The organism is Aeromicrobium stalagmiti, assembly GCF_013283745.1.
Taxonomy (GTDB): Bacteria; Actinomycetota; Actinomycetes; order Propionibacteriales; family Nocardioidaceae; genus Aeromicrobium; species Aeromicrobium stalagmiti.
The window spans coordinates 172020-185869 of record NZ_JABSTZ010000002.1; the positions used below are offsets into that span (position 1 = coordinate 172020).

The following is a 13850-nucleotide window of genomic DNA, read 5'->3' on the forward strand; positions in this document are numbered from 1 at the left end:
GTGAGATGACCAGCATCATCGTCGTCGGCAGTGGCGTCGCGGGCATGACCGCGGCGCTGGAGGCCGTGGACACGTTCGACGTCACGCTCCTGACGAAGGCCGACCTCGCCGAGAGCAACACCCGCTACGCGCAGGGCGGTGTCGCCGTCGTCATCGACGACATGGCCGATCCGGGTGCGCCGACGCTGGGCGACTCCGTCGCCTCGCACGTCGCCGACACCCTCGTGGCCGGAGCAGGCCTCAGCGATCCCGACACCGTCGGCATCCTGTGCGCCGAGGGCCCGGCCGCGATGGACGAGCTCATCGGACGTGGCGTGCAGTTCGACCGCCACGACGGCGAGCTGTCGCACGGCCTGGAGGCGGCACACGCACACGCCCGCATCCTGCACGCCGGCGGCGACGCCACGGGCGCCGGCATCGCGTACGCCCTCATCGACCGCGTCCGCGCGAGCGACGTGACGGTGCGCGAGCAGACCACGGTCGTCGACCTGATCGTCGAGGGCGGCACGGTCGTGGGCGTCACGCTGCTGGGCGGTGAGCAGTTGCGCGCCGACGCGGTGATCCTGGCGACCGGCGGCGCCGGACAGCTGTTCCCCTACACGACCAACCCCGCGGTCGCGACCGCCGACGGTCTGGGCATGGCGCTGCGCGCCGGCGCCGTCGCGGCAGACCTGGAGTTCTACCAGTTCCACCCGACGTCGCTCGATGCTCCCGGCAACTTCCTGGTGTCGGAGGCCGTTCGCGGTGAGGGTGCCGTGCTGATCGACGCCGACGGCAAGCGGTTCATGCTCGACGTGCACCCCGACGCCGAGCTCGCGCCCCGTGACGTCGTGGCCCGCGGCATCGCCCAGCAGATGGCCCGCCAGCCCGGCATCCCCGTGCGGCTCGACGCAACGGCGCTGGGCGCGGAGTTCCTGGCTCGCCGGTTCCCCAACATCGACGCCGCGTGCCGCGCCCAGGGCTACGACTGGGGCATCGTCCCGATCCCCGTGACGCCCGCGGCGCACTACTACATGGGCGGCATCCGCACCGACGAGTGGGGACGCACCTCGGTGCCGGGTCTCTACGCCGTGGGCGAGGCCGCCTGCAACGGTCTGCACGGTGCCAACCGCCTGGCGTCCAACTCGTTGCTCGAGGGTGCGGTCTACGGCTCGCGCGTCATCGAGGGCCTGCGTGATTCGCAGCCGGTCGCCGCCTTCGACGCCGACTGGCTCGCTCCGCTCGACCTCGACCTGACCGACGACCCTGACGCGCACGACGTCAGCCGGGCCGACCTGCAGCAGCTCATGTGGGACGCCGCCGGCCTGGCCCGCAACGGGGCCGACCTGGCGCAGGCTGCGTCAGAGCTCAAGCGCTGGAAGTCGCCGGAGGTCACCGACGCCAAGGCCGCCGAGGACGCCAACCTGCTGGTCGTGGCCCGAGCGGTCGTCGCCACGGCCCTGGCGCGGGAGGAGTCGCGTGGCGGCCACTACCGCACCGACTACCCGCAGACCGATCCTGCCCAGGCCCGGCACTCGGCGATCGCCGCCCGGGACGACGCATCATGAGGCATTCGGGTCGTCAGAGCGTCCGAATGTCTCACGATCCGTCGGCTCCGCACCAGAGCCTGAGGCATCCGGGTCGTCAGAGCGTCCGAATGCCTCACGATCCGTCTCCTCGAAGGAACCCCGATGCTTGAACGTCGTCAGATCCAGCGGGTCGTCGACATGGCGCTCGACGAGGACGCCCCCTTCGGCGACCTCACGTCGCAGACGCTCGTGCCGGCGACGGCGATCGCCCGGGCCGAGCTGGTCGCCCGTGAGCCCGGAGTCTTCGCCGGGGCAGAGGTCTTCGAGATCGCCATGACGCGCCTCGATCCCGCAGTGACCGTGACCCTCGAGGCGTCCGACGGTGACTCCTTCGACCGCGGCGCCGTGCTGGCCCGGGTCGAGGGACCTGCCCGGGTCGTCCTGCAGGCCGAGCGGGTCGCGCTCAACCTCGTGCAGCGCATGACCGGCATCGCGACCCTCACCCGCACGTACGTCGAGGCGGTCGCCGGCACGGGCGTCCGCGTCGTCGACACCCGCAAGACCACGCCCGGGCTCCGCGCGCTGGAGCGCCACGCCGTGCGCTGCGGCGGCGGCCACAACCACCGCTACTCGCTGTCCGACGCCGTCATGGCCAAGGACAACCACCTCGCCGTCATCACCGACGTGACCACGGCTCTTCGCCAGGCCGGCGCCGACCTGCCGCACACGACCCACATCGAGGTCGAGGTCGACCGGCTCGACCAGATCGACACGGTGCTCGACTCCGGCGTGGTCGGGACGATCATGCTCGACAACTTCAGTCTCGACGACCTGCGCGCGGGCGTCGCCCAGGTCGCGGGACGTGCCGTCATCGAGGCCAGCGGTGGCATCACGCTCGACACCATCGCCGACGTCGCCGGCACCGGTGTCGACGTGATCTCCGTCGGGGCGCTGACCCACAGCGTCCGTGCCCTCGACCTCGGGCTCGACATCCGGGTGTCCTGACGCGTGATCTACCTCGACGAGGCGGCCACCACCCCGGTCAGGCGGGAGGTGCTCGAGGCGATGTGGCCCTACCTGGGGCCACAGTTCGGCAACCCGTCGAGCCACCACGAGGTCGGTGAGGCCGCGAGCCGAGCGCTCGAGCAGGCCCGCGCCGACGTCGCGCAGGTGCTCGGTGCGAGGGCGTCGGAGATCACCTTCACCTCCGGGGGCACCGAGTCCGACAACACCGCGATCAAGGGCATCGCCCTGGCGGCACCGCGAGGACGGCACGTCGTCGTCTCGGCGGTCGACCACCCGGCGGTGCTGGAGTCCGCAGCCTTCCTCGGCCGAACCGGGTACGAGATCACGCTGCTGCCGGTCGACGACGTCGGCACGGTCCAGCCCGAGACCCTGGAGGCGGCCCTCCGCGACGACACCACGCTGGTCAGCGTCCAGTACGCCAACAACGAGGTCGGCACGGTCCAGCCGATCGCGGAGCTCAGCCGCATCGCGGCCACCCGCGGGGCGCCGTTCCACACCGATGCCGTGCAGGCCGCCGGATGGCTCGACCTCGACGTCGGACGGCTCGGTGTCCAGGCGCTCAGCATCTCCGGCCACAAGGTCGGGGCGCCCAAGGGGGTCGGCATCCTCTTCGTCCAACGGCGCGTCCCGCTCGAGCCGCTGATCCATGGTGGTGGCCAGGAGGGGGGACGACGCTCGGGCACCGAGAACGTCGCCGCGGCCGTCGGTATGGCGACGGCCCTGCGCCTCGCCGGCGGCGACACCAGCGAGGCGGCCGCCCGCCGGGACGCCTTCATCGCCCGAGTGCTGGCCGGCGTCCCGGGGGCCGTGCTGACCGGCCACCCGCAGCACCGGCTGCCCGGCAGCGCCTCGTTCGTGTTCCCGGGCACCAGCGGGGAGTCGATCCTGCTCGACCTCGAGCGCCGCGGCATCGTCAGCTCGAGCGGCTCCGCCTGCGCGGCCGGCAGCGACGACCCGAGCCACGTGCTCACGGCGATGGGTCTGTCGGCCGAGGTCGCACAGACCGCGGTGCGTTTCACGTTCGGGCGGACGACCACCGAGGCCGATCTCGACGCAGCCGCCGACGAGCTGGTGCGCGCGGTCGGCGGCCTGGGCGCCTAGGCATCCCGCGACAGCGTCAACCCGCGCGTGCTGTGAGGATGGTCGCCATGGACGATCGGGGGACCGCCGCGACGGTGCTACGCGCAGACGTCTCGGCCTATCGCCGCTGGTTCGGCACGCCCGTCCGCGGCCTGGGGGTCCTGGTCGCTCTGGTCGGCGGCGGTGTGGCCTCGGCCCTGCGGCGCGGCGAGGTCGCCTTCCTGATCATCCTGCTCGTGGTCACGGTCGCGGTGACGCTCGGGTGCATCGCGATCCACATCGCCTCGAGCCGCGTCGTCCTGACGTCCGACCGCATCGAGTACCGCCGGTGGCTCCGCCGCACCCGGATCCGCCTCGACGACGACGTGGTCGGAGCGCTGGCCGAGCTCAATGCCTCACCGGTCGGCAGGACCAGCCAGGTCCTGGTCCTTCGGGCGCGCTCGGGCGGACCGCGGATCCGGTTGAACGGCGCCTACTGGGAGCAGGACGACCTGGTCCGGATCGCAGCCGCCGCGGACGTGCCGGTGCTCGACGGCTTGCTCACGCCCCGGGAGTTCGACCGCGCCGCCCGAGGCACGATGCCGTGGCGGGCCCTGCACCCGTGGCTGGCCGGCTTCGGCGGGACGCTGGTGCTGATCGTCCTGATCGTGGCGGGTGTCATCGCCTGGTTCGACGCCACGAACCGACCGCCGTTCGACGACCAGCCTCCGCGAGGCGTCTCGGCCCGGACCGTCGATCTGCAGGGCACGATGGTGACCGAGCTGCAGCAGGCCGTGGGCGGCGAGTGGGAGTCCCCGGAGTCTCGGCTGAGCGCCTGCGAGGACGACGCCGGCTACAAGGGCTGGAGCCGCCGGGTGTCGGTCCGTCTGCGGGAGAGCGTCGTGGAGGAGACGGGGGAGGACCGGGTCGTCACGCCGATCGCCCCCAGCCGCGACCTCGTCGACTCGATCTCGCAGGTGATGGTCGAGCAGGGCAGTCCGGAGCCGCTGGTCGACCTCGACGACCTCGCGGAGTTCGGCCGCAGCGACGACGCCTACCTGCGTATCTCGTCCTATCCCGACGACGGGGACGCACTGCGCAGCACCGTGGAGGTGACCTTCAGCGGCAGCGGAGGATACGTGTCGATCTCGATGTACTCCGCCTGCGAGACGCCGCCGCGCTGAGACGCGTGCGAGATGGCCGGACCCGGCCACCGGCGGACCGTTGACCTGCGTGTGACCCCGGTCATAGGGTGGTCCGCAGTTCATTAAATCGTTTCAATATCTCGGGGGACCGCCTTGCACGACGACACGTCCGACCTGCCCACCTCCACCGGCCCGAGCCGCCGTCGCGTGCTCCAGGTGAGTGCGGCCGCGAGCCTCGGCCTTCTCGCCGCACCCGTGCTGCCCTCGTCGCCGGCCGTGTCGACGGGGTCCCACGGCTCGTTCGAGGGCCGCTTCGCCGCGCCGCCCGCCTCGGCCGGTGCGCGCTTCCGCTGGTGGTGGCCCAACGGCCACGTCGAGCCGGCCGAGATCGCCCGTGAGGTCAAGCAGGTCGCCGACGCCGGCTTCGGCGGTCTCGAGGTCGCCGACGTGCACCACAGCATCAAGAGCGGGCTGGACCCGGCGGGACACGGATGGGCGACGGCGCCGTGGATCGCGGGTCTCGACGCGGCACTGACCCAGGCATCACGCGAGGGCATCACGATCGACGTCACCGCCGGCCCCTCGTGGCCCGCCGCTGTCCCCACCGTGCAGCCCGACTCGCCCGACGCGTCGCACGAGCTGGCGCACGGGCTCGCGACGGTGGCCGCGGGGCAGACGTACGACGCCGCCCTGCCCGAGCCCGTCGTGGAGGCCGCTGACGGCGTGACCGGCAAGACCCTGGTCCGGGTGCAGGCCGTCAGGCTCGTCACCCCGTCGACCCGTGAGAGCACCCTCGACCGCGAGTCGCTGGTCGACCTGACCGACCAGGTCGAGGACGAGAGGATCACCTGGACGGCCCCGGCCACGGGCTCGTGGCTCCTGCTCGCGTACTGGCAGCGCGGCTCGGGCCAGAAGCCCGAAGCAGGCCCGCACACCTCGCCCGACTCGTTCGTCATCGACCACTTCAGCCGATCGGCGACCGACACCCTCACGGCCTACTGGGACCGGCACATCCTGTCGTCGCGCATCGCCCGGCTGCTGCGCCGCGCCGGCGGCACGTTCTTCGAGGACTCCCTCGAGATCGAGACGGACGCCACGATCTGGACCCCGGGCTTCCTGGCGGCGTTCCGTGACAACCGCGGCTACGACCTGACGCCCTACCTGCCGATCATGCTCGAGGTCAACGAGAAGTACCTCTACACGTACGAGCCCGACCGCACGAGCCGTGTCCGTGACGACATCGCGCAGGTCTTCAGCGACCTCTACCGCGACCACCACCTCATCCCGGCCCGCGACTGGGCCCACCGTCAGGGCCTGCAGCTGCGCATCCAGGCGTACGGCCTCGAGACCGACACGCTGGCCTACTCCGGCCTGCTCGACGTGCCGGAGACCGAGTCGCTGGGCTTCAAGAACCTCGACGACTACCGCGTCATGGCCGGCGGCCGCGACCTCGGCGGTCGCACGGTGCTGTCGTGCGAGGCGGCTGCCTACAACGGCGCTGCCTACAACGTCACGTGGGATCGCGTGCTCACGACGGTCAACAGCATCTACGCCGCGGGCGTCAACCAGGCCGTGCTCCACGGCTTCCCGTACGCCGAGGCGCCCGGGGCCGCGTGGCCCGGTTTTGCCGCGTTCTCGCCGTACGGCAACAACACCCCCGGATTCTCAGAGGCCTGGGGCCCGCGCCAGCCGACGTGGAAGCACGTGCCGGACGTCGCGGCCTACCTCAAGCGCACGCAGTGGGTGCTGCAGACCGGCACCAACACCGTCGACCTGGTGTTCTACCGCCAGAAGGGCTGGGCCGCGACGGGCATCGGCGCGCTCTGGGCGACCAACGACGGCATCCCGCTGGGCTGGAGCCACAGCTTCATCAGCTCCGACGTGCTGGGCTGGCCGTCGGCATCGCTGAAGCGCGGCCGGCTCGCGCCGGACGGCCCTGCCTACAAGGCCATGATCATCGAGGGTGACGCGTTCCGCGGCCGTCGGGCGACGCTCACGCTGTCGGCGGCGAAGCGGGTCGCCGAGCTGGCGAAGAACGGCTTCCCGATCGTCTTCCTGGGCGACTGGAGCACGCCGACGGCCGACGGGCTCGGGTCCACGGCGGACGACGCGGTGGTCGCCGCTGCCGTCGCCTCGGCGCAGTCGCGGGCGAACGTCCGGACGGTCGCGCTCCCGGCGGACGTGCCCGGTGCGCTGTCGGCGCTCGGCGTCCGGCAGCACGTCACGCACGAGCGCTCGACCCTGATCCACGTGCACCGTCGCACCGACGACGCCGACCTGTTCTACGTCGCCAACGCGCGGCACGCCGAGAACCGCAAGCTCGAGACCGTCGAGCAGGTCGTGTGGTTCGACCGTCGCGACGCGCGCCAGGTGCCGTTCATGCTCGACGCGTGGACGGGCGAGGTCAGCCGCGTGGCGGAGTACGTCCGCGAGGGCGAGCGCATCGGCGTCCGGCTGCGGCTCAAGCCCGGCCAGAGCACGATCGTCGTGCTGGCCCGGAGCACATGGGCGGCGCGATCGGCGCAGCGCGTGCCGCAGGTCGTCTCCACCGAGGCCGACGCCGCGCGGGTCGAGGGCCCGCACCTGGTGATCCGCTCCGCGACTGCCGGCACGTACGCCACGGTGCTCGGTGACTCCCGCACCCGGCGCACGACGATCGGCGCTGTGCCTGCTGCCCGCCAGCTCACCGCATGGAGCCTCGAGGTCGAGGACTGGCAGCCCGGCAGCACCCCGTCGACCACCCGCAAGGTCGTGACGAAGCACCAGCTCTCGGCCCTCGTGCCGTGGCTGGAGGTGCCCGGACTCGAGGACGTCTCGGGCATCGGTCGCTACACGACCACCCTCACCTGGGACGGTCGACGTGGCACCGGCGCCTACCTCGACCTCGGCTCGGTGCTCGGCTCGTTCCGGGTGACGGTCAACGGCGACCGGGTCGCAGGGACCAACCCTCTCGACACCGTGGTCGACCTCGGCGACGTCCTGCGCACGGGACGCAACACGATCGAGGTCGAGGTCGCCTCGACGCTGCTCAACCGGCTGCGCACGGCACAGGCGGTCGTCTTCGGCAGCTCGGCGCGACAGAAGTACGGCCTGGTCGGACCGGTCACGCTCCAGCCCTACGGCACCGCCGAGGTCAAGGCCTGAGGTCGCGGACCCTCGTGGCGTTCAGCGCCGCGAGGGTCGCCAGCCCCCACAGCAGGAACCAGGGGTCCCAGAAGTAGGCGTGCCACCGCAGCGCGTACGGGTCGGCCGCTCCCTCGAGCGAGGTGGTGCTGACGTAGACGACGCCGACGAGCGTGAGCACCCCGCCATAGAGGGTGAGCACGATCCCGGCCAGCCAGGCGAGGACGCGCGCCGGCCGCGTGGGACGAACGACGGCCAGCCAGAGCACGCCGACTGCACCCGCCTTCGCAACGACGACGAGCAGCAGGGCCAGGCGCACGCCGAGACCACCGTCGCGGCCCCACCGCTCGATCGACCCACCGACCGTGTCGAGCAGCCAGGTGCCGCCGAGCACCCAGACCAGGCTGACGGCCGCGTGTCCGAGCCCGAGGACGGTCGCGACGGCTGCCCGTCGGTGCGGCTGGTCCATGCCGCCAGCCTAGGACGAGCGACGCCGCCACTGACAGACTGTCCGGGTGAAGGACGCGACGGGGGTGCGGACGCAGGTGCTTCGGCCGAGCAGGCAGCGCTACTGGCGGTGGCTCGCGTCGCTGCGTCGTCGCGCCCTGGTCCTGGTGCTCGTCCTGGTCGTCATCAACGTCACCCGGGCGGACACGATCGGTGAGGCCCTGTTCTTCCTCGCGCTGGTCGGCGGGGCCGTGGTCGCGGTGCTCGGCTGCACCCTGGTCCTGATCAGCACGTCCCGCGTCACGATCGGCGGCGGCCGGGTCGACTACCGGCGCTGGTGGGTGCGGCGCACGGTCCTCGACGGTGACGACGTGGTCGGGGTGCTCGCCCCGTTCCACGCCTCGGCGGTGAACGTGCGTGAGGCGAGCCGGTTGCTGGTCCTGCGTGCCAGGGACGGCGGACCCCGCATCCGGCTCAACGGGGTCTTCTGGACGACGGAGCAGCTCGAGGCGATCGCGGCCGAGGTCGGCGTGGAGGCGACCGACGAGACCCTGACGACTCAGGGCTTCGAGGCCGAGGTCCCGCACATCATGTATTGGCGCGAGCGGCACTGGGTCGCCTTCGGGACGGTCGCGGGGCTGCTGCTGGTCGCCCTCGTGACCGCGATCGTCATCGGCTGGTGGAACCACCAGGGTCGTCCGCCGTTCGACGACAGGCCACCGCGGGGCGTCCCGGCTGCCACGGTGAGCGAGCAGGACGAGCTGGTCGCCGACATCGTCGCGGCCGTCGACGCTCCGTGGGGTGTGCCACAGGTCGAGCTGACCGCGTGCGAGGACGATGACGACCACAAGGGCTGGCAGCGGGACGTCCGGGTCGAGGTGATGACGACGGACGACCCCGAGACGGGGGAGGTGCTGCCGGTGGCCGTCCCGCCCCTGGACGAATCGCTGGCCCGACAGCTGACCTCCCTCTTCACGAGGCAGGGCTACGGCAGCGTGAGCAGGGACGACGACGGTGAGCTCGGGGGCATGCCCAAGCGCGCCTTCACCAACGACGACCTCCGTTCGGTGCGTGTCCGACTCGACGACCGGTTCACCGAGATCGACGTGCGGGGACGCTGCGAGACGCCCGGGCGGTGACCTGGTCGCACGTCCGCGGAGCTGCTGCGCCGCTGCGGGCGGTGACCGCTGTGACCGCGGGCTACGATTGACGAGCGATGAACGACAGCGACGGCACCGTCTACCTCGACCATGCGGCGACCACGCCGATGGTCCCCGAGGCGATCGCCGCGATGGCCGAGCAGATGGCGGTCACCGGCAACGCCTCGTCCCTGCACGCGTCGGGTCGCGCCGCCCGTCGGACGGTCGAGGAGGCCCGCGAGCTGATCGCCGAGCGCTTCGGCGCCCGGCCCAGCGAGGTCGTGTTCTGCTCCGGCGGCACCGAGGCCAACAACCTCGCGATCAAGGGGCTCTACTGGTCGCGGCTGGCCCAGGACTCGGCGCGTCACCGCATCGTCTTCAGCTCGATCGAGCACCACGCCCTGCTCGACCCCGTCACGTGGCTGGCCAAGCACGAGGGGGCCGAGGTCGAGATGACCCCGGTCGACAAGCAGGGCCGCATCCTGGTCGACGACCTGCGCGCCGCCGTCGAGAGCGACCCCGCGAGCGTGTCGGCCGTGACGATGATGTGGGCCAACAACGAGATGGGCACGATCCAGCCGATCCGCGAGGTCGTCGAGATCGCCCGCGCCCACGACATCCCGGTGCACAGCGACGCCGTGCAGGCGGCCGGCTACCTGCCGCTCGACTTCGCCGCGAGCGACCTCGACGCGATGACCGTGACGGCCCACAAGCTGGGTGGTCCGGTCGGTGTCGGCGCCCTGATGATCGGCCGCGAGATCGAGGCGACGCCGCTGCTGCACGGCGGCGGCCAGGAGCGTGACCTGCGATCCGGCACGGTCAGCGTCGCGCTGATCGCCGCGTTCGCCGCCGCCGTCGACGTCACCCTCGGTCGTCAGGCCGAGACCGTCGCCCGCATCGAGTCGCTGCGTCAGCGGCTCGTCGAGGGCATCGTGCGGGTCGTCCCCGACGCGATCGTCAACGGCGACCCGCTGCCCGGAGCCGACCACCGGCTGCCCAACATCGCGCACGTGACCTTCCCCGGCTGCGAGGGCGACGCGATGCTGATGCTGCTCGACGCCCAGGGCATCGAGTGCTCGACGGGCTCCGCCTGCGCGGCGGGCGTGCCGCAGCCGAGCCACGTCCTGCTCGCCATGGGCTACGACGAGGTGGCCGCGCGTGGATCACTGCGCTTCAGCCTCGGCCACACCTCCACCGAGGCCGACGTCGACCGCGTGCTCGCGGCGCTGCCGGCCGTCCACCAGCGGGCCCAGCGGGCCTCGCTCGTGAGGTCCGGATCGTGACCGTCGCCCCGATGCGGGTCGTCGCTGCGATGTCGGGCGGCGTCGACTCCGCCGTCGCCGCTGCACGGGCCGTCGACGCGGGCCACGACGTCACCGGCGTGCACCTCGCGCTGAGCCGCAACCCTCGGTCCTACCGCTCCGGCGCCCGCGGCTGCTGCTCGATCGAGGACGCCGGCGACGCCCGTCGCGCCGCCGACGAGCTCGGCATCCCGTTCTACGTCTGGGACATGAGCGAGGAGTTCGCCGACCACGTCGTCGACGACTTCATCGCCGAGTACACCGCCGGACGTACGCCCAACCCGTGCCTGCGCTGCAACGAGAAGATCAAGTTCGCGGCCGTCCTCGACCGGGCGCTCGCGCTCGGCTTCGACGCCGTCGCGACCGGTCACTACGCGCAGCTGCGCACCGCAGGCGACGGCACGATCGAGATGCACCGGGCGATCGACCACGGCAAGGACCAGTCCTACGTGCTGGGCGTGCTGACGCAGGAGCAGCTGGCGCACTCGCTGTTCCCGCTCGGCGACACGACCAAGGACGTCGTCCGCGCCGAGGCGGCCGCCCGCGGCATCCAGGTCGCCCAGAAGCCCGACAGCCACGACATCTGCTTCATCCCCGACGGTGACAACGCCGGCTGGCTCGGCGAGAAGATCGGACCCCGGCCCGGCACCATCGTCGACGAGGACGGCACGGTGCTGCGCGAGCACGACGGCGCCTACGCGTTCACGATCGGCCAGCGACGGGGTCTGCGGCTCGGCGTGCCGGCGGACGACGGCAAGCCGCGGTTCGTCCTCGACATCGAGCCGGTCAGCGGCACCGTCACGGTCGGCTCGCGCGAGGCGCTCGCCGTCGACGCGCTCGAGTGCGTCAAGCCCCTGTGGTGCGGCCTCGCCCCGGCGGAGCCGCTCGACTGCACGGTGCAGCTGCGCGCCCACGGCGACGAGCACCGGGCCCGGGTCGTCGTCACCGACGACTCCGTCCACGTCGACCTGCTCGACCCGGCGAGCGGCATCGCGCCCGGCCAGGCGTGCGTCATCTATGCCGGGACCCGCGTCGTGGGCTCGGCCACCATCTCCGCCACCTCCCGCGTGGCGGTGCACTAGCGTCCACCACCGCCCGTCGCGGTGCACCAGCGTCCAGGCTCGCGCCGCAGGTGGACGCCAGCGCACCGCCCCCGCGGGAGCGTGGACGCCAGCGCACCGCCCTCACCACAGAACAGGATCCCCATGGCAGTCGGCACCGGCATCGGCTCGATGCCCGGCACGGACTTCGAGGAGTCGCTGCGCGTCATCCTCGACGAGGTGGGGCTTCCGTACGTCCCCGAGCTGCCCGGTCGCGGGGTCCATGCCGGCATGATCGGCCGGACGCTCGCGATCCTGGCCGGGCTCGAGGCCGACCTGCAGCCCGACGGCTGGCGCATCGGCGTGGGGGAGGGGGCCGACGTGCGAAGGGCCCGCTCGCTGCTGGCGCAGGACCTCGACGTCGCCGAGGAGCTCGCGCACGAGCACGAGGGACCGATCAAGATCCAGGTGACCGGGCCGTTGACGCTCGCCGCGACGGTCGAGCGTCCTCGCGGCGACAAGATGCTCGCCGACCACGGTGCTCGCCGTGAGATCGCCCAGTCGCTCGCCGAGGGGCTGGGCGCCCACGTGCGGGACGCCCGGAGGCGCTTCGCCCGCGCCGATCTCGTGGTGCAGGTCGACGAGCCGGCGATCGCGGCTGTCCTCGACGGCGGCATCCCCACCGCGAGCGGCTGGTCGCGGCACCGCAGCGTCCACCCGCCCGAGGCGGACGAGCTGCTCCGCGGCGTCGTCGAGTCGATCGTCGACGCCGGTGCACGCCCCGTCGTGCACTCCTGTGCGTCGGACGTGCCGGTCGGGCTGCTCGCCGGAGCAGGATTCACCGCCATCTCGTTCGACCTGGGCCTCGCGCGGCCCGCCGACGTGTGGGCGGAGTCGTTCGAGCAGGGCGTCGACCTGTGGTTCGGGGTGGTGCCGTCGACCGACACGACCGGAGTCACCGACACGCTGCTCGCCGGCCGGATCGAGACGTTCCTCGGCCACTTCGGCTTCGAGGCCGAGGCGTACGCCGGCCGGCTCGTCGTGACCCCGACCTGCGGCCTGGCAGGTGCCTCGCCCCACTGGGCGCGGGCCGCGACGTCCCTGGCCACCGCGACCGCCGTACGGCTGGGAGGCTAGCCAGATGGCGAAGGTGACGGTGGTGGGCAGCGTCAACCGCGACGTGATCGTGACGGTCGAGCGGCTGCCGGTCGAGGGTGAGACGGTGCTCGCGACCTCGACGCGCGAGGGGATCGGCGGCAAGGGTGCCAACCAGGCCATGGCCGTGGCGCGCACGGGCACGGAGGTGACCCTCGTCGGCGCCGTCGGCGACGACGAGGCAGGTGCCCGGCTGCGCTCGGTGCTGGCGGACGCCCACGTCGACGTGTCGGCACTCGCGGCGGTGACCGGCACCGGCTCGGGCACGGCGTACGTGTTCGTCGACGTCGACGGGCAGAACCAGATCGTGGTCGAGCAGGGCGCCAACGCCCAGGTGGTGCTCGACGGGCCGGCGCTCGACCTGGTGCGATCGGCCGACGTGCTGGTCGTGCAGTGCGAGGTCTCCGACCAGGTCGTGGCGGAAGCGGTGACGGCGGCCTCGGCCGCCGGCACGCGGGTGGTCGTCAACCTCGCGCCCTATCGGTCCGCCGCCGACGTCGTGGCCCTCGCCGACCCGCTCGTGGTCAACGAGCACGAGGCCGCCGACCTGCTGGGTCGACCGGTGGCCGGTGCCACCGACGTCAGGGCGGCGCGCGACGAGCTGCTCGCGCTCTGCCGCACGGCCGTCGTGACGCTCGGATCCGCGGGCGCGGTGCTCGTGACGCCCGACGAGGTCGTCGAGGTGGCGTCCCCGACGCCGCCCCGGGTCGTCGACACGACGGGTGCCGGCGACGCGTTCGTCGGCGTGCTCGCGGCCGGGCTCGCGTCCGGCCTGTCCCTGCGCCCGTGCGTCGAGGCGGCAGCCGCGGCAGGCTCGCTCGCGGTCCAGTCACCGGGGGCGGGCTCGGGATACCCCGCGTTCCACCTGCCCCGCGGCTGAGGGCCCACCCTCGCCCCGAGCGGAGTG

Annotated in this window: 11 protein-coding genes; 10 read left to right on the forward strand and 1 reads right to left on the reverse strand. The window is 72.5% G+C overall.

What is annotated here, in order from left to right; genetic code table 11:
• Positions 1-5: 5 nt before the first annotated feature.
• From nadB to HQK15_RS09890, 5 genes are all read left to right on the forward strand, one after another.
• The gene (nadB, locus tag HQK15_RS09870; RefSeq protein WP_173491300.1) at positions 6-1547 is read left to right on the forward strand and encodes an L-aspartate oxidase; all 1542 of its coding nucleotides are present in this window, start codon (positions 6-8) and stop codon (positions 1545-1547) included.
• A 123-nt stretch (positions 1548-1670) separates the two neighbouring features.
• A complete protein-coding gene (gene nadC / locus HQK15_RS09875; protein ID WP_173491301.1) occupies positions 1671-2513 on the forward strand; it encodes a carboxylating nicotinate-nucleotide diphosphorylase in 843 nt (280 codons plus the stop codon).
• 3 nt (positions 2514-2516) lie between these two features.
• The gene (locus tag HQK15_RS09880; RefSeq protein WP_173491302.1) at positions 2517-3635 is read left to right on the forward strand and encodes a cysteine desulfurase family protein; all 1119 of its coding nucleotides are present in this window, start codon (positions 2517-2519) and stop codon (positions 3633-3635) included.
• A 47-nt stretch (positions 3636-3682) separates the two neighbouring features.
• Positions 3683-4777, forward strand: a complete 1095-nt coding sequence (locus HQK15_RS09885) for a hypothetical protein (protein WP_173491303.1) — start codon at positions 3683-3685, stop codon at positions 4775-4777.
• Between the two features lie 114 nt (positions 4778-4891).
• Complete coding sequence (locus tag HQK15_RS09890) at positions 4892-7882, forward strand: glycosyl hydrolase (protein ID WP_217361577.1); 2991 nt, start codon at positions 4892-4894, stop codon at positions 7880-7882.
• Here the strand turns inward: HQK15_RS09890 and HQK15_RS09895 are convergent.
• Positions 7872-8330 carry a DUF3995 domain-containing protein gene (locus HQK15_RS09895; RefSeq protein ID WP_173491304.1) on the reverse strand — a complete coding sequence of 153 codons (459 nt, stop codon included), beginning with the start codon at positions 8328-8330 and terminating at the stop codon, positions 7872-7874. The two genes, HQK15_RS09890 and HQK15_RS09895, sit on opposite strands and share 11 nt — an antisense overlap.
• 46 nt (positions 8331-8376) lie before the next feature.
• Between HQK15_RS09895 and HQK15_RS09900 the strand changes: the two genes are divergently transcribed.
• From HQK15_RS09900 to HQK15_RS09920, 5 genes are all read left to right on the forward strand, one after another.
• A complete protein-coding gene (locus HQK15_RS09900) occupies positions 8377-9447 on the forward strand; it encodes a hypothetical protein (RefSeq protein ID WP_173491305.1) in 1071 nt (356 codons plus the stop codon).
• 77 nt (positions 9448-9524) lie between these two features.
• A complete protein-coding gene (locus HQK15_RS09905; RefSeq protein WP_173491306.1) occupies positions 9525-10730 on the forward strand; it encodes a cysteine desulfurase family protein in 1206 nt (401 codons plus the stop codon).
• 11 nt (positions 10731-10741) lie between these two features.
• On the forward strand, positions 10742-11830 hold the full coding sequence (gene mnmA, locus HQK15_RS09910; RefSeq protein WP_173491766.1) for a tRNA 2-thiouridine(34) synthase MnmA: 1089 nt from the start codon (positions 10742-10744) through the stop codon (positions 11828-11830).
• 123 nt (positions 11831-11953) lie between these two features.
• Positions 11954-12925, forward strand: coding sequence for a uroporphyrinogen decarboxylase/cobalamine-independent methonine synthase family protein (locus HQK15_RS09915; protein WP_173491307.1), 972 nt, complete (start codon positions 11954-11956; stop codon positions 12923-12925).
• Between the two features lie 4 nt (positions 12926-12929).
• Positions 12930-13823, forward strand: a complete 894-nt coding sequence (locus HQK15_RS09920; RefSeq protein ID WP_173491308.1) for a ribokinase — start codon at positions 12930-12932, stop codon at positions 13821-13823.
• Positions 13824-13850: the final 27 nt, after the last annotated feature.